The organism is Pseudomonas sp. FW305-3-2-15-C-LB1 (assembly GCF_058787615.1).
This window is the reverse complement of record NZ_JBYSZX010000012.1, coordinates 186,986-208,947: the sequence shown is the minus strand read 5'-3', so window position 1 is coordinate 208,947 and position 21,962 is coordinate 186,986. Positions and strand designations below refer to the sequence as shown.

General features: G+C 60.8%; 19 protein-coding genes and 1 pseudogene. 14 read left to right on the top strand and 6 right to left on the bottom strand.

What is annotated here, in order from left to right; translation table 11 throughout:
- The 3 genes and pseudogenes from AC3WP7_RS22170 to AC3WP7_RS22160 all read left to right on the top strand — a co-directional run.
- The coding region (locus tag AC3WP7_RS22170; protein ID WP_492599331.1) for an RHS repeat domain-containing protein at nt 1-1,602 on the top strand (1,602 nt) is incomplete at its 5' end.
- Nucleotides 1,603-2,111: 509 nt separating this feature from the next.
- Nucleotides 2,112-3,161, top strand: a pseudogene (locus AC3WP7_RS22165) (RHS repeat-associated core domain-containing protein); the annotation flags it as partial.
- Nucleotides 3,158-3,481 (top strand): contact-dependent growth inhibition system immunity protein, encoded by a 324-nt coding sequence (locus AC3WP7_RS22160; RefSeq protein ID WP_093514677.1) that lies wholly within the window; start codon nt 3,158-3,160, stop codon nt 3,479-3,481. The pseudogene AC3WP7_RS22165 and the gene AC3WP7_RS22160, both read left to right, overlap by 4 nt.
- A 185-nt stretch (nt 3,482-3,666) precedes the next feature.
- Here AC3WP7_RS22160 and AC3WP7_RS22155 read toward each other — a convergent pair whose 3' ends face one another.
- Entirely contained in the window at nt 3,667-4,896 is a 1,230-nt protein-coding gene (locus tag AC3WP7_RS22155) for a M20/M25/M40 family metallo-hydrolase (protein ID WP_102593282.1), read from the bottom strand.
- Nucleotides 4,897-5,301: 405 nt separating this feature from the next.
- On the opposite strand from AC3WP7_RS22155, the gene AC3WP7_RS22150 reads away from it, so the two are divergent.
- The 4 genes from AC3WP7_RS22150 (at nt 5,302) to AC3WP7_RS22135 (ending at nt 9,405) form a co-directional block, all read left to right on the top strand.
- Entirely contained in the window at nt 5,302-6,042 is a 741-nt protein-coding gene (locus tag AC3WP7_RS22150) for a response regulator (RefSeq protein WP_093128579.1), read from the top strand.
- Nucleotides 6,039-7,343, top strand: coding sequence for an ATP-binding protein (locus AC3WP7_RS22145; protein WP_071490715.1), 1,305 nt, complete (start codon nt 6,039-6,041; stop codon nt 7,341-7,343). Before AC3WP7_RS22150 ends, AC3WP7_RS22145 begins: the two co-directional genes overlap by 4 nt.
- A 185-nt stretch (nt 7,344-7,528) precedes the next feature.
- Complete coding sequence (locus AC3WP7_RS22140; protein WP_076955315.1) at nt 7,529-8,779, top strand: ribonucleotide-diphosphate reductase subunit beta; 1,251 nt, start codon at nt 7,529-7,531, stop codon at nt 8,777-8,779.
- A gap of 137 nt (nt 8,780-8,916) precedes the next feature.
- Nucleotides 8,917-9,405, top strand: a complete 489-nt coding sequence (locus AC3WP7_RS22135) for a DUF1289 domain-containing protein (protein ID WP_092249136.1) — start codon at nt 8,917-8,919, stop codon at nt 9,403-9,405.
- Nucleotide 9,406: 1 nt separating this feature from the next.
- Here the strand turns inward: AC3WP7_RS22135 and mdeB are convergent, their stop codons facing one another.
- The gene (mdeB, locus tag AC3WP7_RS22130) at nt 9,407-12,073 is read right to left on the bottom strand and encodes an alpha-ketoglutarate dehydrogenase (RefSeq protein WP_102592968.1); all 2,667 of its coding nucleotides are present in this window, start codon (nt 12,071-12,073) and stop codon (nt 9,407-9,409) included.
- Nucleotides 12,074-12,264: 191 nt separating this feature from the next.
- Between mdeB and AC3WP7_RS22125 the strand changes: the two genes are divergently transcribed.
- From AC3WP7_RS22125 to AC3WP7_RS22115, 3 genes are all read left to right on the top strand, one after another.
- A complete protein-coding gene (locus tag AC3WP7_RS22125; RefSeq protein WP_092249130.1) occupies nt 12,265-13,179 on the top strand; it encodes a class I SAM-dependent methyltransferase in 915 nt (304 codons plus the stop codon).
- A gap of 149 nt (nt 13,180-13,328) precedes the next feature.
- Nucleotides 13,329-14,048 (top strand): phosphatidylcholine synthase, encoded by a 720-nt coding sequence (pcsA, locus tag AC3WP7_RS22120; protein ID WP_058427603.1) that lies wholly within the window; start codon nt 13,329-13,331, stop codon nt 14,046-14,048.
- A gap of 178 nt (nt 14,049-14,226) precedes the next feature.
- Nucleotides 14,227-15,006 carry a TSUP family transporter gene (locus tag AC3WP7_RS22115; protein WP_092249127.1) on the top strand — a complete coding sequence of 260 codons (780 nt, stop codon included), beginning with the start codon at nt 14,227-14,229 and terminating at the stop codon, nt 15,004-15,006.
- Here the strand turns inward: AC3WP7_RS22115 and nudC are convergent.
- Nucleotides 14,974-15,807, bottom strand: coding sequence for an NAD(+) diphosphatase (gene nudC / locus AC3WP7_RS22110; protein ID WP_093530337.1), 834 nt, complete (start codon nt 15,805-15,807; stop codon nt 14,974-14,976). The two genes, AC3WP7_RS22115 and nudC, sit on opposite strands and share 33 nt — an antisense overlap.
- 5 nt (nt 15,808-15,812) lie before the next feature.
- Nucleotides 15,813-16,625: a crotonase/enoyl-CoA hydratase family protein gene (locus tag AC3WP7_RS22105; protein WP_058427606.1), complete on the bottom strand. Its 813-nt coding sequence runs from the start codon at nt 16,623-16,625 to the stop codon at nt 15,813-15,815.
- 192 nt (nt 16,626-16,817) lie between these two features.
- On the opposite strand from AC3WP7_RS22105, the gene AC3WP7_RS22100 reads away from it, so the two are divergent.
- Together AC3WP7_RS22100 and AC3WP7_RS22095 are read left to right on the top strand one after the other, a co-directional pair.
- The gene (locus AC3WP7_RS22100) at nt 16,818-18,086 is read left to right on the top strand and encodes a chloride channel protein (protein ID WP_102592969.1); all 1,269 of its coding nucleotides are present in this window, start codon (nt 16,818-16,820) and stop codon (nt 18,084-18,086) included.
- Between the two features lie 62 nt (nt 18,087-18,148).
- A complete protein-coding gene (locus AC3WP7_RS22095) occupies nt 18,149-18,703 on the top strand; it encodes a UPF0149 family protein (protein WP_093514473.1) in 555 nt (184 codons plus the stop codon).
- 7 nt (nt 18,704-18,710) lie between these two features.
- Here AC3WP7_RS22095 and AC3WP7_RS22090 read toward each other — a convergent pair whose 3' ends face one another.
- Nucleotides 18,711-19,340, bottom strand: coding sequence for a lytic polysaccharide monooxygenase auxiliary activity family 9 protein (locus AC3WP7_RS22090; protein WP_093514474.1), 630 nt, complete (start codon nt 19,338-19,340; stop codon nt 18,711-18,713).
- A 332-nt stretch (nt 19,341-19,672) separates the two neighbouring features.
- Here AC3WP7_RS22090 and AC3WP7_RS22085 point away from each other — a divergent pair, with 332 nt between their 5' ends.
- Together AC3WP7_RS22085 and AC3WP7_RS22080 are read left to right on the top strand one after the other, a co-directional pair.
- Nucleotides 19,673-20,929, top strand: coding sequence for a 3-phosphoshikimate 1-carboxyvinyltransferase (locus AC3WP7_RS22085; RefSeq protein WP_093127724.1), 1,257 nt, complete (start codon nt 19,673-19,675; stop codon nt 20,927-20,929).
- A gap of 32 nt (nt 20,930-20,961) precedes the next feature.
- Complete coding sequence (locus AC3WP7_RS22080) at nt 20,962-21,351, top strand: hypothetical protein (protein ID WP_093127721.1); 390 nt, start codon at nt 20,962-20,964, stop codon at nt 21,349-21,351.
- 1 nt (nt 21,352) lies between these two features.
- On the opposite strand, the gene AC3WP7_RS22075 is transcribed toward AC3WP7_RS22080, so the two are convergent.
- Nucleotides 21,353-21,952 (bottom strand): NAD(P)H-dependent oxidoreductase, encoded by a 600-nt coding sequence (locus AC3WP7_RS22075; RefSeq protein ID WP_093127716.1) that lies wholly within the window; start codon nt 21,950-21,952, stop codon nt 21,353-21,355.
- Between the last annotated feature and the right edge of the window lie 10 nt (nt 21,953-21,962).

Sequence of the window (21,962 nt, the reverse complement as noted above, 5' to 3'; positions counted from 1 at the left end):
ACCTTCAATCACGACAAAGGCGGCCACCTCGCCACCGTCGACCTGAACGGCGCCGTTCTCACCTCACACCTGTTCAACGCTGGTCGCGAACAGCAACGCCAACAAGGCCAACTGTTCAGCCACTACCAACATGACCACCAAGGCCGCCTGTTCAACCAGAGCATCGTTGATGCCGAAGGCCCGCTATACCGCCGCCACTACGACTACGACAAATCCGGCAACCTCACCCGCCTGCTCGACACCCGCAAAGGTGAACACCGCTACCACTACGACCCACTCAACCGCCTCACCCGCGCCGACCACACCCAAGCCGATCAGGAACGCTTCGGCCACGACCCCGCCGGCAACCTGCTCATGCAAAACCGCCCCGGCCCGGACATCGTCGCCGGCAACCGCCTGATGATCCAAGGCGACCATCATTACGACTACGACGCCTTCGGCAACCTGATCCGCGAACGACGCGGTAAGGGCCATCAACTCGTCACCGAATACCGCTACGACTGTCAGCATCGTCTGATCGGTATTAAAAAACCTAACGGCCAGACCGCCAGCTACCGCTACGACCCGTTTGGTCGCCGCATCAGCAAAACCGTCGACGGCATCACCACCGAGTTCTTCTGGCAAGGCGACAACCTCATCGCCGAACACCACGCCAATCGGCACCGCAGCTATCTCTATGAACCGGACAGCTTCCGTCCGCTGGCCTTGCTGGAAGGCTTCGGCCCCAAGGAAACCAAGCCCTACCACTACCAACTTGACCACCTCGGCACCCCGCAGGAACTCACCGCCCCGGATGGCGAAATCGTCTGGTCCGCGCATTACCGCGCCTACGGGGAAATCACCCGACTCGACATCGGAAAAGTCGACAATCCGCTGCGTTTCCAGGGTCAGTATTTCGATCAGGAAAGCGGGCTGCACTACAACCGCCATCGCTACTACAATCCGGATGTTGGTCGCTACATCACGCCGGACCCGGTGAAGCTGGCGGGTGGGATCAATGCTTACCAGTACGTACCCAACCCGACGGGATGGGTAGATCCATTAGGGCTGAGCTCATGTCCTGGCGGAGATGGTTGCAAGCAAGCCGCCATTTCTCAACGCTCTTCGCCAAGCGTCAATGACGGAGAGCCCGCGTTACCCCAACTGACTCGTGCTGAGCGTCAGGCAAGAATTGATGAGCTTGCCGAAGCGAACGCCTATAAGCGTCTGGACGAGCTTGAGAAGGCAACGCCGGGAGCACATTTCCTGGAAAAACACGGCGCACAAACGACACTCGAGTCTCAGCTCGAACGATTAAATACCGCAAGAAACCCGACGACAGGAATTATTGAGCGCTACACATCGGGCCCAAACACAGGGGAACCTAAATACCCACCCGCTGCAACACACTATCTCAGCCATAGGGATCAGCTAAACTCGATATACCGAGCCCAGCTTATTTTTAGACGAAACGGACACGCTGCATCATTAGAACCAATGAATATGGGAAAAATTGTTGGCGAAGGATACTCAAGAGAGGGAATGGAATATAGCCAACAACGTAAAGCAAGGGTGATATTAAACAACCAAGGCCACCCAAAAACTGCATACACGGAGAAATGACCAAAATGAAAAACAAGCCTAGCATGTCAATAATCCGTGGACTACTGTTCACTTACGACATTGAAAACACTGATGACTTAGAGCGAGAGAAACTAATTGCATCAAAAGACGTAAATAATGAAAAAGAACTTGCAGATCTTTTTGACGAGTTAACCAAACCAGAATTTCTCGATTATACGAGGAGTGAGCAGGAGTGGTTCATTGCCTCGATCACACATTTCTTAGCCATCAATAACAATTTTGATGCCGTTTTCAAAAGCATGGCAACCTATTTCAGCGCACCCGTAATTAATCAGAGAAAGTTCATGCAGGTCTTATTGACATGTTTGAAAAACTACTACGACTTGCCAAGATCGGAAAATTAAGAAAACAAGCGTATCCGGCATCTGCCTGGGTAAGTATCGAAGATTTCTAAAAAACCAGCCTCCCCACTTGCGGCAATCGAACTTGCTCGCGTTGGGCCGCGAAGCGGCCCCAATCCAGGCGATGAGGTCTTCAGGTAAATCGGCTACGACGCATTCGGCAACCTCGTCCGCGAACGACGCGGCAAAGGCCATCAACTCGTCACCGAATACCGCTACGACTGCCAGCATCGTCTGATCGGTATTAAAAAACCTAACGGCCAGACCGCCAGCTACCGCTACGACCCGTTTGGGCGGCGTATCAGTAAAACCGTCGACGGCATCACCAAAGAGTTCTTCTGGCAAGGCGACAAACTGATTGCCGAACACCATGCGGATCGGCATCGCAGCTATCTCTACGAACCCGACAGCTTCCGTCCGCTAGCCTTGCTGGAAGGCTTCGGCCCCAAGGAAACCAAGGCCTACCACTACCAACTCGACCACCTTGGCACGCCGCAGGAACTCACTGCCCAAGACGGCGAAATCGTCTGGTCGGCGCATTACCGTGCCTACGGGGAAATCACCCGCCTCGACATCGGAAAAGTCGACAACCCGCTGCGCTTCCAGGGTCAGTATTTCGATCAGGAAAGCGGGCTGCACTACAACCGCCATCGCTACTACAATCCGGATGCTGGTCGGTATCTGACGCCGGACCCGGTGAAGCTGGCGGGTGGGATCAATGCTTACCAGTACGTGCCCAATCCGACGGGATGGATAGATCCCTTAGGTCTAAGCTGTACGAATGGAAACTGTCCTGAAGGTCCATATAGCATAATAGTTCCAGGAGGGGGTTTAACTGCACATGAGAAAGCAGGAGGACATTTAATGGAAAAACACATAGGTAGAAGCGACAAACAATTATTGGAACGTTTAAAGCAAGAGCCACACATCCCAGCCGCCTCAACCTTCCATGACAGAGCAACAGCAGAGCGGGAAATATCGACCGTACTGGATGAAAACAAAGCCAAAATCGATAACTTTTTAAAAGGGAAAAACAATCAAATCGTCATCATTCAAAAAACCAAACATCCCGTAGGTACAAGTTTCAAAAAGAACAGCACATCAGCCGTTTCGGGAAAGGAAATTTACCTGATAATCCGTAAAGCCCCTAACATGCATACTGGTTACCGAATTCATACTGGATTTCCAAACCCATGAACCAAGACTATCCCGAACTACAACAGTTTTTTGCTGGTTACTTCAATCAAGACTGGGTTGACGACCACGAAAAAGCAGACGATGTTATTGAGTTTTTCATCTCCGACTCATCTGAAGACACGATATTAAAAGTACAAACAGAACTAGATAAGCTAATGCGCAGCGTAAAGACAGAGCAAGAGTTGGAAGCTTATTTATTCAGCGATATAGGTTGCTACTATTATTATCGCAGCGAATGGCCCGACGGCCTAACTTGGTTGAGGCATGTTGTATCAACACTTAAAAACAGAACCCCCAAAATTAAAAATGAAAAAATCTAACCGGTGCCAAAGGACGCGATACCCGCTTATGTGGCGAGCGAGCTTGCTCGCGTTGGGCCGCGAAGCGGCCCCACTCCAGGCGATGAGTGTTTTCTGATAAACCGGCATTGTCTGTTTTGGGGCTGCTACGCAGCCCAACGCAGGGCAAGCCTGCTCACCACAAAAGGGTGTCAATCAGCAGAAAATCACCGCTTCGAAAGTTCCATAATCATCCGACTCAACAGATAAACCCGCGGCACCACACTCTCCACCTCCGCATACTCCTCCGGCGTATGAATATTCCCGCCAACAATCCCAAACCCATCCAACGTCGGCGTCCCTACCCCGGCTGACAAGCTGGCATCCGCCGCACCGCCACTGCCTTCAATCGTCAACGTCTTGCCCAACTCCCCATAAATCCCCTGGGCAATCGCCACCAGCTTGTCCGACTCCGGCGTCTGCGGCATCGGTGGCAGCCCACGCTGCAGGCTGGTCTTCACGTCGGTCTCGGGGATCAGCTTGTTGGCCGACACCCGTGCCAGGTCCTTCTCGATGCGGTCAAACTCTTCCGGCAATGCCGCGCGCACGTCGGCCTTGGCGGTGGCCTGGTCGGGAATGACGTTGGTGCGGTCGCCCGCCTTGATCACGGTGAAGTTGATGGTGGTTTTCTTCTCTGCATCCCCCAGCTTGCCCAGTTGCAGGATCTGGTGCGCCGCTTCCATGGCGGCGTTACGGCCGAGTTCCGGGGCGACGCCGGCGTGGGCGGCTTTGCCTTTGACTTCGACCACGGCGGTAGCGCTGCCTTTGCGCCACACCACCAGGCCATCGGCCGGGCGCCCGGGTTCGAGGTTGAGGGTGACGTCGTGGGCCTTGGCGGTTTGGCGGATCAGCTCGGAGGCGGCGTCGGAGCCGGTTTCTTCGCTGGCATCGAGCAGGAAGGTGATTTGCGCGTAGTCCTTGAAGCCCTGGTCCTTGAGGACTTTGAGCGCGTAGATGCCGGCGACGATGCCGCCTTTGTCATCCATCACGCCGGGGCCATAGGCGCGGCCGTCCTTGATGTGGAACGGGCGCTCGGCGGCCGAGCCTTCCTTGAACACGGTGTCCATATGGGCCATCAACAGGATTCTGGCTTTGCCGGTGCCCTTGAGGGTGGCGACCACGTGGCTGTTGTTGGCGGCTTTGTCCGGCACCAGCTCGATGGAAAAGCCCAGCTGTTTCAGCTCATCCACGGCGATGTCGCGCACTTGGGTCAGGCCCGGTTCATAACCTGAGCCCGAGTCGATATTTACCAGGCGCTCCAGCAGTTTCAGGGCGTCGGCCTTGTAGTGTTCGGATTGGGCCTGGATCTGTTTATGGGGCTCGGCGCTGTAGGCCGGCACAGCGAAGGACACGGCCAGGGTGGCGGCCAGGAGGGTACGGCGGAAGGTGAAGAGCATGAACCGATCCTTGTTTTTGTTGGAAGGTGCCGTGACACCCTACCCCACAGACTGATCGCAACCAACCCTCGCGCACCGCACCGCCACACCCAGCAGCAGAGCAGCCGTGATGCGTTGCATCAGAGGGCATGAGCAAGTGCACCCTCAACGAAGCCCTCGACCGCCTGCGCGGGCGCAACCTGCTCGCTTCCAGCCAAGGCCGTGGCTATTCACTAGAAATATTAGAAATTTATTAGTACATAACCGTTTATCGGCTATGCAGCGGGATAAAACCTGTCGCACCAGCCTTTTTGCTTCGTCATGTATCTCCTTATCGCCAGATACACTGCAATACAAAGGGTACAAGGCAAGGCCAGCGCCAGTGGCTAGACTGCGTCCCAACGAGCATTTAACGAGGAAGGCAGCATGGATCATGTCGATCACATCCTGATCGTCGATGACGACCGGGAAATCCGCGAACTGGTGGGCAACTACCTGAAGAAGAACGGCTTGCGCACCACCGTGGTCGCCGACGGCCGCCAGATGCGCAGCTTCCTCGAGACCACCCCGGTGGACCTGATCGTGCTGGACATCATGATGCCCGGCGACGACGGTTTGCAGCTGTGCCGCGAGCTGCGGGTGGGCAAGCACAAAGCCACGCCGGTGTTGATGCTGACCGCACGCAACGATGAAACCGACCGCATCATCGGCCTGGAAATGGGCGCGGACGATTACCTGGTCAAACCGTTCGCCGCCCGTGAGCTGCTGGCGCGCATCAACGCGGTGCTGCGCCGCACGCGGATGCTGCCGCCGAACCTGGTGGTCAGCGAGACCGGGCGGCTGATCCGTTTCGGCCGTTGGCGCCTGGACACCACCGCCCGCCACCTGCTCGACGAAGACGACACCCTGGTCGCCCTGAGCGGCGCCGAATACCGCTTGCTGCGGGTGTTCCTCGATCACCCCCAGCGCGTGCTCAACCGCGACCAGTTGCTCAACCTGACCCAGGGCCGCGACGCCGATCTGTTCGACCGTTCCATCGACCTGCTGGTGAGTCGCCTGCGCCAACGCCTGCTGGACGACGCCCGCGAACCGGCCTACATCAAGACCGTGCGCAGCGAGGGCTACGTGTTCTCCCTGCCGGTGGAAATCCTCGAGGCCGAGCAATGACCTTAAGGTTTGGCTGGCCGCGTACCCTGGCGTCACAGTTGTCGCTGATCTTCTTGATCAGCCTGGTGTGCGCCCATGGCTTGTCCTTCAGCGCGCAGTTCTATGAGCGCTACATCAGCGCGCGCACCGCCATGCTGGGGAACCTGGAAAACGACGTGGCCACCTCGGTGGCGATCCTCGACCGGCTGCCCGCCGACGAGCGCGCCAGCTGGCTGCCGCGCCTGGATCGGCAAAACTACCGCTACCTGCTCAACGCCGGCGAAACTGGCGAGCCGATGCGCAGCGACGACGTGCCCATGGCCGCCACCTCGATTGCCGATGCATTGGGTGAACACTACGCGCTGACCTTTCGCGACATCCCTGGGATGCAGAAGCACTTCCAGGCGCACCTGACCCTGGCCGACGGCAACCCGATCACCCTCGACGTGCGCCCCTCCATGCTGCCCGTCGCGTACTGGCTGCCGGTGGTGCTGGTGCTGCAACTGGCGCTGCTGCTGGGCTGCACCTGGTTCGCCGTGCGCCTGGCCATCCGCCCGCTGACCCGCCTGGCGCGCGCCGTGGAGACCCTGGACCCTAACGCTCACCCCACGCCGCTGGACGAAACAGGCCCCACCGAAGTAGCCCATGCCGCGGTTGCGTTCAACGCCATGCAACAACGCATCGCCGAATACCTGAAGGAACGCATGCAGATCCTCGCGGCAATTTCCCATGACCTGCAAACCCCGATCACCCGCATGAAACTGCGCGCCGAATTCATGGAGGATTGTGCCGAACGCGACAAACTGTGGAGCGACCTCGGGGAGATGGAGCACCTGGTGCGCGAGGGCGTGGCCTACGCACGCAGCGTCCACGGCGCCACCGAAGCCAGCCACCGCATCAACCTCGACGCCTTCCTTGACAGCCTGGTGTTCGACTACCAGGACATGCACAAACAGGTGAGCCTCAGCGGCAAAAGCGCGGTAGTTCTCGACACCCGCCCTCACGCCCTGCGCCGGGTGCTGGTGAACCTGGTGGACAACGCCCTCAAGTTCGCCGGCGCCGCGCAGCTGGAGGTCGGTTCGACCGCCGATGGCGAGCTGTCGATCAAGGTACTCGACAACGGCCCGGGCATTGCCGAGGACGAACTGGTGCAGGTGATGCAGCCGTTCTACCGCGTGGAAAGCTCACGCAACCGCGGCACCGGCGGCACCGGCCTGGGGCTGGCGATTGCCCAGCAACTGGTGGTGGCGATCGGGGGCTCGTTAACGTTGAGCAACCGGCCGGAAGGTGGGTTGTGCGCGCAGATCAAGATCAGCCTTTAAAGCAGGCCAACGTGATTCCTGCACGTTGACCAGTCTTGTTACACACCATATAGTGTGCCCACAAACAGAATAGACCACTACATAGTGTGCAGCCTCGGTATTTATCGACCACACTATGCGCAGTATTTCAATGCCTGAAGCCTGCAAAAACACTTATTTTTCGAATACCAGGAAGGAGCATTTCCATGCTGAGTTGGGATGAAGTCGACAACGAAGACACCGGTGCAGCGGTGATCAAGGGCGCCAATGCCGGCCACGCCAGCGAAGCCAACATGGACCGCCTCGACGGTGCCGGCGCCGCGGCTGCGCTGGAAGCCCGTAATGTGACCGCCAACGACTCCGCCGCGATCATCCGCGCCAAGGCCGCCCTCGACAAACTCGACGTCGCCGAAGGCCTCGCCGAACTCGAAGGCGCCTCCGCCCGCGTCGCCGTTGACGAAAAGCGCATGATCAACTGCCGCGCCGACCTCAACCAACTCGTGCCGTTCAAGTACGACTGGGCCTGGCAGAAGTACCTCGACGGCTGCGCCAACCACTGGATGCCGCAAGAGGTCAACATGACCGCCGACATCGCCCTGTGGAAAAACCCCGAAGGCCTGACCGACGACGAACGCCGCATCGTCATGCGCAACCTCGGCTTCTTCTCCACCGCCGACTCCCTGGTCGCCAACAACCTGGTGCTGGCCGTGTACCGCCTGATCACCAACCCGGAGTGCCGCCAGTACATCCTGCGCCAGGCCTTCGAAGAAGCGATCCACACCCACGCCTATCAGTACTGCATCGAATCGTTGGCCATGGATGAAGGCGAGATCTTCAACATGTACCACGAGATCCCATCGGTCGCCAAAAAGGCCGCCTGGGGCCTGAAGTACACCCGCTCGATCTCCGATCCGAAGTTCGAAACCGGCACCGTCGAAACCGACAAAGAGCTGCTGCGCAACCTGGTCGCCTACTACTGCGTCCTGGAAGGCATCTTCTTCTACTGCGGCTTCACCCAGATCCTGTCCATGGGCCGTCGCAACAAAATGACCGGCGTCGCCGAGCAGTTCCAGTACATCCTGCGCGATGAGTCGATGCACCTGAACTTCGGTATCGACGTGATCAACCAGATCAAAATCGAAAATCCACACCTGTGGGATGCCGAGATGAAGGAAGAAGCGACCCAGATGATCCTGCAAGGAACGCAGCTGGAGATCGAATACGCTCGCGACACTATGCCGCGCGGCGTGTTGGGCATGAACGCGGCGATGATGGAAGACTACTTGAAGTTCATCGCGAACCGTCGTTTGTCGCAGATTGGGTTGAAGGAAGAGTATCCAGGGACGACGAATCCGTTCCCCTGGATGAGCGAGATCATGGACTTGAAGAAAGAGAAAAACTTCTTCGAGACCCGTGTGATCGAGTACCAGACTGGCGGCGCGCTGAGCTGGGACTGACTCCACATGTGGGAGGGGGCTTGCCCCCGATGACGTTCGTTCAGCTCAAGCTTCAGTGACTGATGCACCGCAATCGGGGGCAAGCCCCCTCCCACATCGGTTGCGGTGCGCGATAAATCTTTGCAAATTGCCTTCTTATGCCCAATCAAACCATCAAGACCCCCTGCATAGGCCTGTGTTCCACCGTCTACGGAGACCTGGTCTGCCGCGGCTGCAAACGCTATCACCACGAAGTGATCCAGTGGAACGGCTACAACGCCGAGGAAAAACAGGCGGTGTGGCTGCGCCTGGAGCAACTGCTGGTGCAGGTAATGGCCAGCAAGCTGCAGGTGCTCGACGCGCACCTGCTGCGCCAGCAACTGGAGAATCGCAAGATCCGCTTTGTGCCGCACCAATCGCCCTATTGCTGGGCGTACCAGCTGATTGCGCGGGGGGCTAGAGTGATTTCCAGACTGGAGGCGTATGGGTTGGGGTTGCTGCCGGAGTTTCGCGAGCGCAGCCTGGCGGATCTGCGCGATGCGATTGACCGGGAGTTTTTCCTGTTGTCCGAGGCGCATTACGAGCGGTATATCGCGCCGGGGTTTATCAGGGAGGCTTTTGGGCCTCCACTGATAGCCAGCTTTTAACTCAGCCGTTCCAGGAGGCTCCGCGCTCAGTCTGCACGTTGTAACGCTCGATAGCCTCCTGGCACACCCGCGCTTGCAGATGCCCCTGCTCCACCAACGCCGTCAACGCTGCCAGCACGAGATGATGGCGATCCACCTCAAAGAAATCGCGCAACGCCGCCCGTGTATCACTGCGCCCGAATCCGTCAGTACCGAGCACGGTGTAGCTGGAATCCAGATATGAACCGATCATCTGCGGCACAGCCTGCACGTAGTCGGACACAGCCACCACCGGCGCGCCCTTGGGCAAGCATTCAGCCAAGTGGCTGACACGTGCCTTCTGCTGCGGATGCAAGCGATTCCAGCGTTCCACCTCCCGCGCTTCCCGCGCCAGTTCGCTGAAACTGGTCACGCTGAACACCTCGCTCGCCACCTGCCAATCCTGCGCCAGCAACTGCGCCGCCGCTTGCGCCTCGCGCACCAGCGTGCCGGAACCCAACAGGCGCACCTTGGCATCGACCGTACCTTGCAAGCGATACATGCCCTTGATGATCGCCGTCTCCACGCCTTCCGGGAGGCTCGCCTGCGGGTAGTTTTCGTTCATCAGGGTCACGTAGTAGAACTCGTCCACATCGTGCTCCAGCATCTGGCGCATACCGTGGTCGAGGATCACCGCGAATTCACCGGCAAACGCCGGGTCGTAGGCGCGGCAGTTGGGCACGGTGGCCGCCGTGAGGTGGCTGCTGCCATCCTGGTGCTGCAAGCCCTCGCCACCGAGGGTGGTGCGCCCGGCCGTGGCGCCGAGCAGGAAGCCACGGGCGCGCTGGTCGGCCGCGGCCCAGATCAGGTCGCCGACGCGCTGGAAGCCGAACATCGAGTAATAGATGTAGAACGGCAACATGCGCAGGCCATGGACTGAATAACTGGTGGCCGCGGCAACCCAGGAGCTGATGGCGCTGGCTTCGCTGATGCCCTCCTCCAGGATCTGCCCGTCGGTGGCTTCGCGGTAGCTGAGGATCGAGCCGATGTCTTCCGGCTCGTAGCGCTGGCCGACGCTGGAATAGATGCCGATCTGCTTGAACAGGTTGGCCATGCCGAAGGTGCGCGCTTCATCGGCGACGATGGGCACGATGCGCGGGCCCAGGGCTTTGTCCTTGAGCAGGTTGGTGAGCATGCGCACGAATGCCATGGTGGTGGACATTTCCTTGCCGTCGGCGGCCGTGGCAAAACCGGCGTAGCCCGATACCGCCGGCACGGCGACAGGCGCGGCGGCCTGGCTGCGACTGGGCACGTAGCCGCCCAATGCGTTGCGCCGCTGGTGCAGGTAGCGCAGTTCGACGCTGTCGTCTGCCGGTTTGAAAAAGCTCAGGGACTCGGTCTGCTCATCGGTCAGCGGCAACTGGAAGCGATTGCGGAAGGCGATCAGTGCATCGCGGTCGAGTTTCTTCTGCTGGTGGGTGGTCATCTTGCCCTGCCCGGCTTCGCCCATGCCGAAGCCCTTCTTGGTCTGGGCCAGGATCACCGTGGGCTTGCCCTTGACCTGCCGCGCCGCGTGGTAGGCCGCGTGAATCTTCACCATGTCGTGGCCGCCACGCTTGAGGCGGTCGATCTGTTCGTCGCTCAGGCCCTCGACCAGCCGGGCCAGGGATTCACTCTGGCCAAAGAAGTGTTCGCGGTTGTAGGCGCCGTCCTTGGCGGCAAAGGTCTGGAATTGGCCGTCAACCGTACTGGACAAGGTGTTGACCAGCGAACCGTCGGCATCCTTGGCCAACAACGCATCCCAGTCCGAGCCCCACACCAGTTTGATAACGTTCCAACCGGCGCCGGCAAACAAGGCTTCCAGTTCATCGATGATGCGCCCGTTGCCGCGCACCGGGCCGTCGAGGCGTTGCAGGTTGCAATTGACCACCCAGGTGAGGTTGTCCAGGCCTTCACGGGCGGCCAGGGTCAAGGCGGACATGCTTTCCGGCTCGTCCATCTCGCCGTCGCCAAACACGCCCCAGACGTGGCGGTCAGTGGTGTCCAGCAAGCCGCGATGCTGCAAGTAGCGCATGAAGCGCGCCTGGAAAATCGAACTGATGGGGCCGATCCCCATGGAACCGGTGGGGAACTGCCAGAAATCCGGCATCAGCCAGGGGTGGGGATAGCTGGACAGGCCGCGTGCGCCTCCCTTGGGCCCGCCGATCTCCTGGCGATAGTGGGCCAGGTCGGCTTCACTCAAGCGGCCTTCAAGGAACGCCCGCGCATAAATGCCAGGCGCGGAATGCGGCTGATAGAACACCAGGTCACCGCCAAAGCTGTCGCTGCGGGCACGGAAGAAATGGTTGAAACCCACCTCGAACAAGTCTGCCGCGCTGGCGTAACTGGCGATATGCCCGCCGAGTTCACCATAGGCCTGGTTGGCGCGCACCACCATGGCCAGGGCGTTCCAGCGCACCAGTGAAGCCAGGCGTTCTTCGGTGGCGAGATCGCCCGGAAACGCCGGCTGCTGCTCGACGCGGATGCTATTGATGTAGGGCGTGCCGTGGCGCGGTTTCCAGTCAATGTGCGGGGCACTGGCATCCTGGGCCAGCACATCGAGGATCTGGCGCGCCCGTGCCGGGCCGGCGTTCGCCGCCAGTGAGGCGAGGGCTTCGCGCCATTCATCCAGCTCTTGCTGGTCAATCACCGCTGTCGTGAAACCGTTCATGGGCACCTCCAGGCTTTTTTTCCAGTTTATGTCGGCACCGAAGGATTTTTTGCCTGTTCTCAAGCGCTGATTTCAGCATTTTGAGCATGAATCACTGCCAACTCACTTTTTTGCAGCACGTTGTGCTCAAGCCACCCGCAACCCTGCAACTGTGTTTAAAATGCCGCCCGCTCAATCAATGACGTTTAACGATGAACCCAGAAGCACTCGCCACCCTGCACGCTCATTTGCTCGCTGCCCTGCAGACTCCGCCGAGCGAAACCCGCCGCCTGTTCCACGGCCGTGGTCGTTGCTGGCCGGGCCTGGAGCAACTGACGGTGGACTGGTTGCAAGGCGTATTGCTGGTGTCGTTGTTCAAGGAGCCCGACGCGGCACAACTGGACGCCCTGAAACAGCTGCTGCGCAGCCAGTTCGGCCGTTATACCGTGGCCCTGCAACACCGCTACCTGCCGCAAAGCACCACCGAATGGCTGGTAGGTGAGCCCGTCGAAGAGCAGATCATCGTCGAAGGCGGCCTGCGCTACCTGATCGACCTGGGCAAGAAACAGAATAGCGGGCTGTTCCTCGACATGCGTCATGGCCGCAACTGGGTGCGCGAACAGGCCAGGGGCATGCGTGTGCTCAACCTGTTTGCCTACACCTGCGGGTTTTCCGTGGCGGCCATCGAAGGCGGCGCCGAGCATGTGGTGAACCTGGACATGGCCCGCGGCGCCTTGAGCCGTGGCCGCGACAACCATCGTCTCAACGGTCATGACCTGAGCAAGGTGAGTTTCCTGGGCCATGACCTGTTCAAGTCCTGGGCCAAGGTTACCAACAGCGGCCCCTACGACCTGGTGATCATCGACCCGCCCTCGTTCCAGAAAGGCAGCTTTCTGCTGACCAAGGACTACCAACGTGTGCTGCGCCGGCTGCCGGATTTACTCACGCCACAGGGCACCGTGCTGGCCTGCATGAACGACCCGGCCTTCGGCGAAGACTTCCTGATCGACGGCGTGACCCGCGAAGCGCCGGGCCTGAACTTTGTGGAGCGCCTGGCAAACCCGCCGGAGTTTCCGGATATCGACCCGCAAAGTGGCTTGAAGGCACTGGTGTTCCGCCAGGGTTGATGCCGAAATGTCTTACGCTTGCTACGCTAAGTGATACGCCGGGGTGGTGAACCTTCTTACCCCCTTCCCGGTCGATACCTGCATTCCCCGGCCAGACTCGACGGCGTCACGTTGTCGGCTGCCCCGTTTCACCTTTTGGAGAACCGCCCGTGATATCGACCCTGCATGTAGCCAGACTCAAAGCCTGGGGCGCCCACGGCTTCACCGCCACCGGTGTGGTATTGGCCTTCCTGGCCACCCTGGCGCTGCTGGAAAACTCGCCGAAGGCCTGCCTGCTGTGGCTTGGCCTGGCATTGGTGGTGGACGGGGTCGATGGCTCGCTCGCGCGCCGGGTGAATGTCAGCACGGTATTGCCAAGCTTTGACGGCTCGGTGCTGGACCTGGTGATCGATTACCTCACCTATGTGTTCATTCCCGCACTGTTTATCTACCGCTATATCGACCTGCCGGACTTTACCCACCTGTTCACGGTGTCGGTGATCCTGGTGTCGTCGCTGTTCTGCTTCTGCAACGTCAACATGAAGAGCAAGGACAACTACTTCGTCGGCTTCCCCGCCGCCTGGAACGTGGTGGCGCTGTGCGTGTATATCATCCAGCCGGAAGCCTGGGTCACCTTGCTCACCGTGATTGGCCTGGCTCTGCTGACCGTGACGCCGATGAAGTTCCTGCACCCGTTCCGGGTGAAGCGGTTCATGCCGATCAACATCGCGGTGACCACGATCTGGTTGCTGTGCAGCTTCTTGATGGTGGTGGATTACCCGAATACCAACCCGTGGACGTTTGGGTTGTGGTCGGTGATGTCGGCGTATTTCCTCGGGATTTGTATCTGGCGTACGGCGTTGGAGTGGATCGAAACACATCGATCGTAAGTCGACGCAGTAACAATGTGAGAGGGGGCTTGCCCCCGATAGCGGTGGATCAGCTACAGATGAGTTAGCTGGAACACCGCAATCGGGGGCAAGCCCCCTCCCACATTTGGATTTGCAGACTCCCCGCGAGTAAGATGGCGGCCTTTCGCATAGCGCCTGCCAAGAATAAGCCCTGCCCATGCCCTTCGAACTCAGCGTAGACCTCACCACCCTCGCCATCCTGGCGGTGGTTGCCTTCATCGCAGGTTTTATCGACGCCATTGCCGGTGGCGGCGGCCTGCTGACCACACCCGCCCTGCTCACCGCCGGCATGCCACCGCATTTGGTTTTGGGCACCAACAAGCTCAGTTCCACCTTCGGCTCGGCCACCGCCAGTTTCACCTTCTATCGCCGCAAACTGTTCCACCCGCGCCAGTGGGTGCACGCCATCGTTGGTACGCTGGTCGGCGCACTGAGTGGCGCCGTGGTCGCCCATTATTTACCGGCCGAAACCCTGAACAAAATGCTGCCAGTGATTGTGTTCGCCTGTGGCCTGTACCTGCTGTTCGGCGGCACGCCCAAGGCGCCGCTGGATGCCGACGCGCCGATCAAGAAGAAGTGGCAAGCCACCCAGGGCTTCGGCCTGGGCTTCTACGATGGCGTGGCAGGCCCGGGCACCGGGGCGTTCTGGACGGTGAGCACGATGCTGTTGCACCCCATCGACCTGGTGAAGGCCAGCGGCGTGGCGCGCAGCATGAACTTTGTCAGCAACGCAGCGGCGCTGACGGTGTTCATCGTCAATGGTTCGGTGGACTGGATCGTCGGCCTGGCCATGGGCGTTTCAGTGATGTGCGGCGCATTCTTTGGCGCACGCAGCGCGATCAGCGGCGGCGCCAAATTCATTCGCCCGGTGTTTATCACCGTGGTCCTCGGCCTGACGGTGCGTCTAGCCTGGCAACACTGGTTCAGCGTGACCTAGTCGACGGGCCAGGTACAGGTCGATCAGGTAACGCGCAATCGAGCGTGACGCCGGCAACGGCGGCAGGTCGTGGATGTTGAACCACTGCGCGTCCTCAATCTCATCGGCCTGGGGCACGATGTCGCCACCGGCGTACTCGGCATGGAAGCCCAGCATCATCGAGTGCGGGAACGGCCAGCACTGGCTGCCCATGTACTGGATGTTCTTGACCTCCAGCTGCACCTCTTCGCGGACCTCGCGGACCAGGCAGTCTTCGGCCGACTCACCCGGCTCGGCAAACCCCGCCAGGGTGCTGTAGACCCCCGTGACAAAGCGTGGCGAACGCGCCAGCAGGATCTCGTCGCCACGGGTCACCAGCACGATCATGCTCGGCGAGATCCGCGGATAGCTGCGCAGGTCGCAGGCCTGGCAGTACATCGCGCGTTCCCGTGGCACCTGGACCATGGCCTGGCCGCAACTGCCACAGAACCTGTGCTCCCGTGCCCAAGTACCGATCTGCGCCGCATAGCCCAGCACTTTGTACAAGGTGTGATCGCCTTGCAGCATGAAGCCGCGCAGGCCCTGCCAACTGCAGCCCGGCACTTCAGCCGCCGAGTCGAGCTCCAGCAGGTACACCGGCTCGCCATCGAGGTGGCCGATGCCATGCTCGGCGAACACCGACAGGTCCTGGCGCTTGAGCCATTCCCTCGGGAACAGCGGGCCATTGGTGTCGTGCAAAAAGCCGTCGCGGCTGCGGGCGACGGCCCAGCCGCCAGGGGTGTCGTTGTCCAGCAGCGTTGTGGTAATCCAGCCTGGGGTCATGTCAGTCAATCCACGAATTCGGGTTTCTGCTTGCTCATATGGGCCGCGATGGCCACACGCAGGTCGTTGGATTGCAACATAGCCGAGTTCCAGGTGGCAACGTATTCCAGGCCGTCATTGACTGTATGGTCACGCATGTAGCTGATCATGGCCTTGGTGCCGGTGACCGCAATCGGCGATTTGGCGGCGATTTCATGGGCAATCTCCATCACGCCGGCCAACAGGCTGTCCTGATCGGCGTAGACGCGATTGACCAGGCCGATGCTGCGCGCCTCCTCGGCGCCGAACTGGCGACCGGTGTAGGCCAGCTCGCGCAGCATGCCGTCGCCGATGATGCGCGGCAGACGCTGCAGGGTGCCGACGTCGGCGGCCATGCCGATGTCGATTTCCTTGATCGAGAATTGCGCGCCTTCGGCGGCGTAGCGCATGTCACAAGCGCTGATCAGGTCGATGGCGCCGCCGATGCAATAACCCTGGATCGCCGCCAGCACCGGCTTGCGGCAGTTGTCGACGGCGTTGAACGAGGCTTGCAGTTCGAGGATCTTGCGCCGCAGCAGGCGGGCGTTGCGACCGACATCCTTGCCAAAGTCATTGGCGACCGAGGCCAGCATCATCAGGTCGATGCCGGAGGAGAAATGCTTGCCGGCGCCGCTGAGTACCACGGCGCGCACGGCGTCGGTGTCTTCGACCCACTGGAAGATGTCGATGATTTCGGTCCAGAACGCGGCGTTCATCGCGTTGATCTTTTCCGGGCGGTTGATCTGCACATGGGCAACGTTGCCGGTGAGTTCGACGACGAAAGCTTGGTATTCGGACATGGCAGTGATCCCTGACTGGCGAGTGATAAGGCCCGAACTATAACAAGTGTGTGTGACGGCACATCGGCCAAAAACGGGACGGGCAAACGTAATGGAATGTTGTGGGCGCAAGGTTCAGGCAGCACCGATACATTTGATCCCGGAGGCCCGGCTTATCGGCTATACAATCAGGGCCCTTGCCTGGAGCCGTCTATGCCGTCCACGTTGCGTTCGTCGCTGATTGTTGCCCTGGTGGTCGTGTTGACCGGCGTTGGCGCGGGCCTGGGCGGGATGCTCCTGGCCCTGCTGCTGCACGGTATTCAGCACCTGGCGTACGGTTACAGTCTCGACAGCCTGGTCAGCCACGAAACCTTTCTGGGGGGCGTGACCGCCGCCGCGCCGGAGCGCCGTTTGCGGGTGCTGGTGGTATGCGGCCTGGTTGCCGGGTTGGGGTGGTGGACGCTCTATCGCTACGGCCGCCCGCTGGTGAGCATCAAGCGGGCGGTGTCGGAACACATGCCGATCATGCCGCCCAAGACCACCCTCGCCCACGCGCTGTTGCAGATCATCACCGTGGCTCTCGGCTCGCCGCTGGGGCGTGAAGTGGCGCCCCGTGAGGTCGGTGCACTGGCCGCCACCTGGCTGTCCCGACACGCCCGGCTCGAACCGCCCATGCACCGCCTGATCGTGGCTTGCGGCGCGGGGGCCGGGCTGGCGGCGGTGTACAACGTGCCGTTGGGCGGCGCGGTGTTTGTACTGGAAGTGCTGGTGGGCGCATTCAGTTGGCCGGCGGCGCTGATTGCGCTGGCAACTTCGGCGATTGGTGCAGCAGTGGCGTGGATCGGGCTGGGGGCGGAGTCGCAATACGTGGTGCCGCATTTTGTGCTGAGCCCGGTGCTGATCGCCTGGGCCGTGGTGTGTGGGCCAGTGTTTGGATTGGCCGCCTATGGTTTCACCCGCCTCACCGGCGCTGCGCGGGCGAACGCCGCCAGAGGCTGGCGCCTGCCGGTATTGGCGTTGATCAACTTCAGCGTCATCGGCGGGCTGGCAATGTTGCTGCCGCAGATTCTCGGCAACGGCAAAGGCCCGGCGCAACTGGGTTTCGACAATGAGCTGAGCATCGGCCTGGCCGCACGGTTGCTGGTGGTCAAGGTGCTGATCACCACCAGCAGCCTGCGCGCCGGGGCCGAAGGCGGCCTGCTCACCCCCGGCCTGGCGAATGGCGCGTTACTGGCGATCATCCTCGGCGGCGCCTGGAGCCTGGTGTGGCCGGGTGTGCCCCTCGGAGCGTTTGCAATCATCGGCGCGGCGGCGTTCCTCGCCGCCAGCATGAACATGCCCCTGACCGCGATTGTGCTGGTGGCGGAATTCACCCGCATCGACCATGACTTCCTGGTGCCGATCATCCTCGCAGTGGTCGGCGCGGTGTGCGTGGGCAAGCTGTGCCAACGCATGGAAACTGCTGGAAAAAAGCCTGACTAAGCGCCATCCTTCGCGCTTTAGGCCGCCCCGACAGCGGCGCTCGACGTTTAAAGGATATGCCCATGCACGCCCAACCCCTCACCGCCGCCGAATTCGAGTTCATCGAAGACACTTTGCTTAAATACGGCGACGACCATTCGGTGCTGAACCTGGCCGAACTCGACGGCTACTTCACCGCGCTGGTGTCCAGCCCGGTGCAGGTGGACGTGGCCGAGTGGTTCCCGGCGATCTGGGGCGGCCAGAACCCGGAATGGGACAACATGGATGAAGCGCAGAGTTTCCTCGAACTGTGCGTACGCCATATCAACACCCTGGCCGGGCAACTGGCCACTGACGCCACGGGTTTCAAGGCGCGCTTCGACGATACCGAACACCAGGGCCACACCGTGACCCTCGCCGAGGAATGGTGCTTTGGCTACATCCGTGGCGCCGCCATCGGTAACTGGCCGGAATTGCCCGCCGAGCAGGCCGCGCAGTTGGAGAATATTTCCTGGTGCGCCGAACAGGACAACTTCGAATTGCCGGCCGACCTGGATGTAGACGCCCATCAACAGCGGGTCAGCGAAATCGAACCGGCTGCGCGGGCGCTACATGATTACTGGTTGAGCAAGCGTTGACCGGACTTTATTTGAAGTCCAGGTCAAACGCCTGGTAGAACGCGTTGCCCGTGTTGGCGACGATCCACATCAGCACCACCACATGTCGGCCTTGCTTACCCTTGGGCAATGTCACCTGATGCTCGACCTTGGCTTTCAGTTCGTCGGCATGCTGGTAGTACGGCACTTGGGTGTAGAAATCCTCGAAGAACGGCTGGGTGTCCAATTGAGCGCGACTGATGCGCTGTTTCGGGTCCCAGCCATCCCTGGTGATGAACCAGCGGTAACCACGGGTAACGTGGGCGGCGGTGTACTCCCACTGCACCTTGAAGACTTGTCCGGCCTCCACATTCAGCAGTGGCCAGGTAAACGACGTGTTGAGCTTTTTGCTCATCTCCTCATCGGTGTAGTTGATGCAATCGCGCTCGTCGGTTTTGCCGCCGCTCAAGATATGTCCATCGGCCGGCGGCGTCACACTCTGGTCGTCGGTTTGATAGGGTGCGGGGAACGGCCCGGCAGTCAGCGCCGGGAAGTTCTTGCCGCCTTCCATTTCGTTGACTTGCCAGTTGCCCAGCAGCCCGCGTTCAACAGCCACCGAGCCACGGCTGGCCGGGGTCACGACGCGGCCATGTCTGAGTTGAGTCTGGGGTTTGTTCATTTCAGTCACTCCTTGATTGAAAACGCCCCGGGGATGGGACGCGCTTTGAACTTACCCTATCGCCCCGGCTTGTCCATCGAGGCGCCGCGTACGAAAAGTTACACAACTCCTGCATTTCATTGACCGGACGCGCTTGTCCTGCCCCCTGTTGGGGCGCACGCCTACCCTGCCAAGGGCAATCCACCTACAGCGCGTCCCGATAATCGACAACCCTGCGGAAAATGCCGGCCGGCGGCGTTCCCTGCTCGACAAGTACTGTACCTATGCCCGATTATTCGAGTCCGCCCGTCGGCCACTCCGTGCCACCTTGCCTTGATCAGGAGCCCTGTCCCTTGAGTTCGCAGAAAACCGTGACCGTTACACCGCCCAATTTCCCCCTCAATGGCAAGGTCGCGCCCCCCGGCTCCAAATCCATTACCAACCGCGCCCTGTTGCTGGCGGCCCTGGCCAAGGGCACCAGCCGTCTCAGCGGCGCGCTCAAGAGCGACGACACCCGCCATATGTCGGTGGCCCTGCGCCAAATGGGCGTGACCATCGATGAGCCGGACGACACCACCTTCGTTGTCACCGGCAACGGCAAACTGCACCTGCCGTCGCAACCGCTGTTCCTCGGCAATGCCGGTACTGCCATGCGCTTTCTCACGGCTGCGGTGGCCACGGTCGAAGGCACCGTGGTGCTGACCGGCGACGACTACATGCAAAAACGCCCGATCGGCCCGTTGCTGGCGACCCTCGGCCAGAACGGCATCCAGGTCGACAGCCCGACCGGTTGCCCGCCGGTCACCGTGCATGGCGTGGGCAAGATCAAGGCCAAGCGCTTCGAGATCGACGGCGGCCTGTCCAGCCAGTACGTGTCGGCGCTGCTGATGCTCGCGGCCTGCGGCGAAGCGCCGATTGAAGTGGCGCTGACCGGCAAGGACATCGGTGCCCGTGGCTATGTCGACCTGACCCTGGACTGCATGCGCGCCTTCGGTGCCCAGGTTGAAGCCGTTGACGACACCACCTGGTGCGTGGCCCCGACCGGCTACATCGCCCACGACTACCTGATCGAACCCGACGCCTCCGCCGCCACTTACCTGTGGGCCGCTGAGGTGTTGACCGGGGGGCGCATCGACATCGGCGTGGCCGCGCAGGATTTCACCCAGCCGGACGCCAAGGCCCAGGCCGTGATCGCGCAGTTCCCGCACATGCAAGCCACGGTGGTCGGCTCGCAGATGCAGGACGCCATCCCGACCCTGGCGGTGCTCGCGGCTTTCAACAACACGCCGGTGCGTTTCACCGAGTTGGCCAACCTGCGGGTCAAGGAGTGCGACCGTGTGCAGGCACTGCATGACGGCCTCAATGCAATCCGCCCGGGCCTGGCGACCATCGAAGGCGACGACCTGCTGGTAGCCAGCGACCCCGCATTGGCCGGCACCGCGTGCACCGCGCTGATCGACACCCACGCCGACCACCGCATCGCCATGTGCTTTGCCCTGGCCGGGCTGAAGGTTTCGGGTATTCGCATCCAGGACCCGGATTGCGTGGCCAAGACCTATCCCGAGTACTGGAAGGCCCTGGGCAGTCTCGGGGTGCAGCTGAGCTATTAAGGCGTCGGCGTCGGAATGGGGAGGCTCTGCACATGACCATTCGCCAACCCTGCCCACCCGGCGCCTGCGTCTGCGACCGCGAACAACTGTTGCAGACGCCGGGTGCCGACCAGCGCATCCTCCGGCTCACGCGCCAGGAAGAGAAGAAACTGCTCGACCGGCTTGAAGACCTCAAGAGCCTGCAGGACCTGGAGCGCATGCAACAGCTGATGTACCAGCAACTGGGCATCCGCGTGCATATCGCCCCTGGCCATACCGAGGTCAAGAGCATGCGCGGGATCCAGATCGTCATCGACGATTTGCCAGGGATGTGTCGCAAGACCCGCCAATCGATCCCGGCCGCGATCCGCCGAGGCATGGAAAAACGTCCGGAAATCGCCTACCGCCTGCTGGATGCCCACGACTTGTTTCGCGACGTTTGAATCAACCGGCAACCGCCTCGGTTTCAAACACTCCCCGACCAACGGCCCTGGCCTTGTCCAGATGCGCCTGCGCCCCACCGCTTTCCGACTCCAGCAACAATTCGGACGTCACCACCTGCGCGCCACAGTAATCAAAAATCCCGTAGTCGATCTGCGTGCGCATCGCCTTGGCATAGCCGTGCCGATCAAAGGCATCGTCATCCGCCGCGCCCAGGGCCAGCAGGTGGACCTGCAGGTGCCGCAGTTTTTTCACCATCGGGGTATCCGGGCCGTACTCGATGGCCCAGCCGTTGACGAATACACGGTCGATCCAGCCCTTGAGCAAGCCCGGCAGCGACCACCAATAGATCGGGAACGCCAGCACCAGCGCGTCGGCGCGGTCAAGGCGGGCCTGTTCGGCCAGTACGTCGGCCGGGGGCGTGGCGCGGCTGCGGTGTACCGCATGGTCGGCGGCGTTGTAGCGCGGGTCAAACCCTTCGGCGGCAAGGTCGGCGATCTCGAATGTGTGGCCGGATGCGCCGAGGCCGACGGCCACCTGCGCGGCGACGCTGTGGGTGAGAGATTGCGGGTCGTGATGGGCAACAACAATCAACGCATGCATGACAAAACTC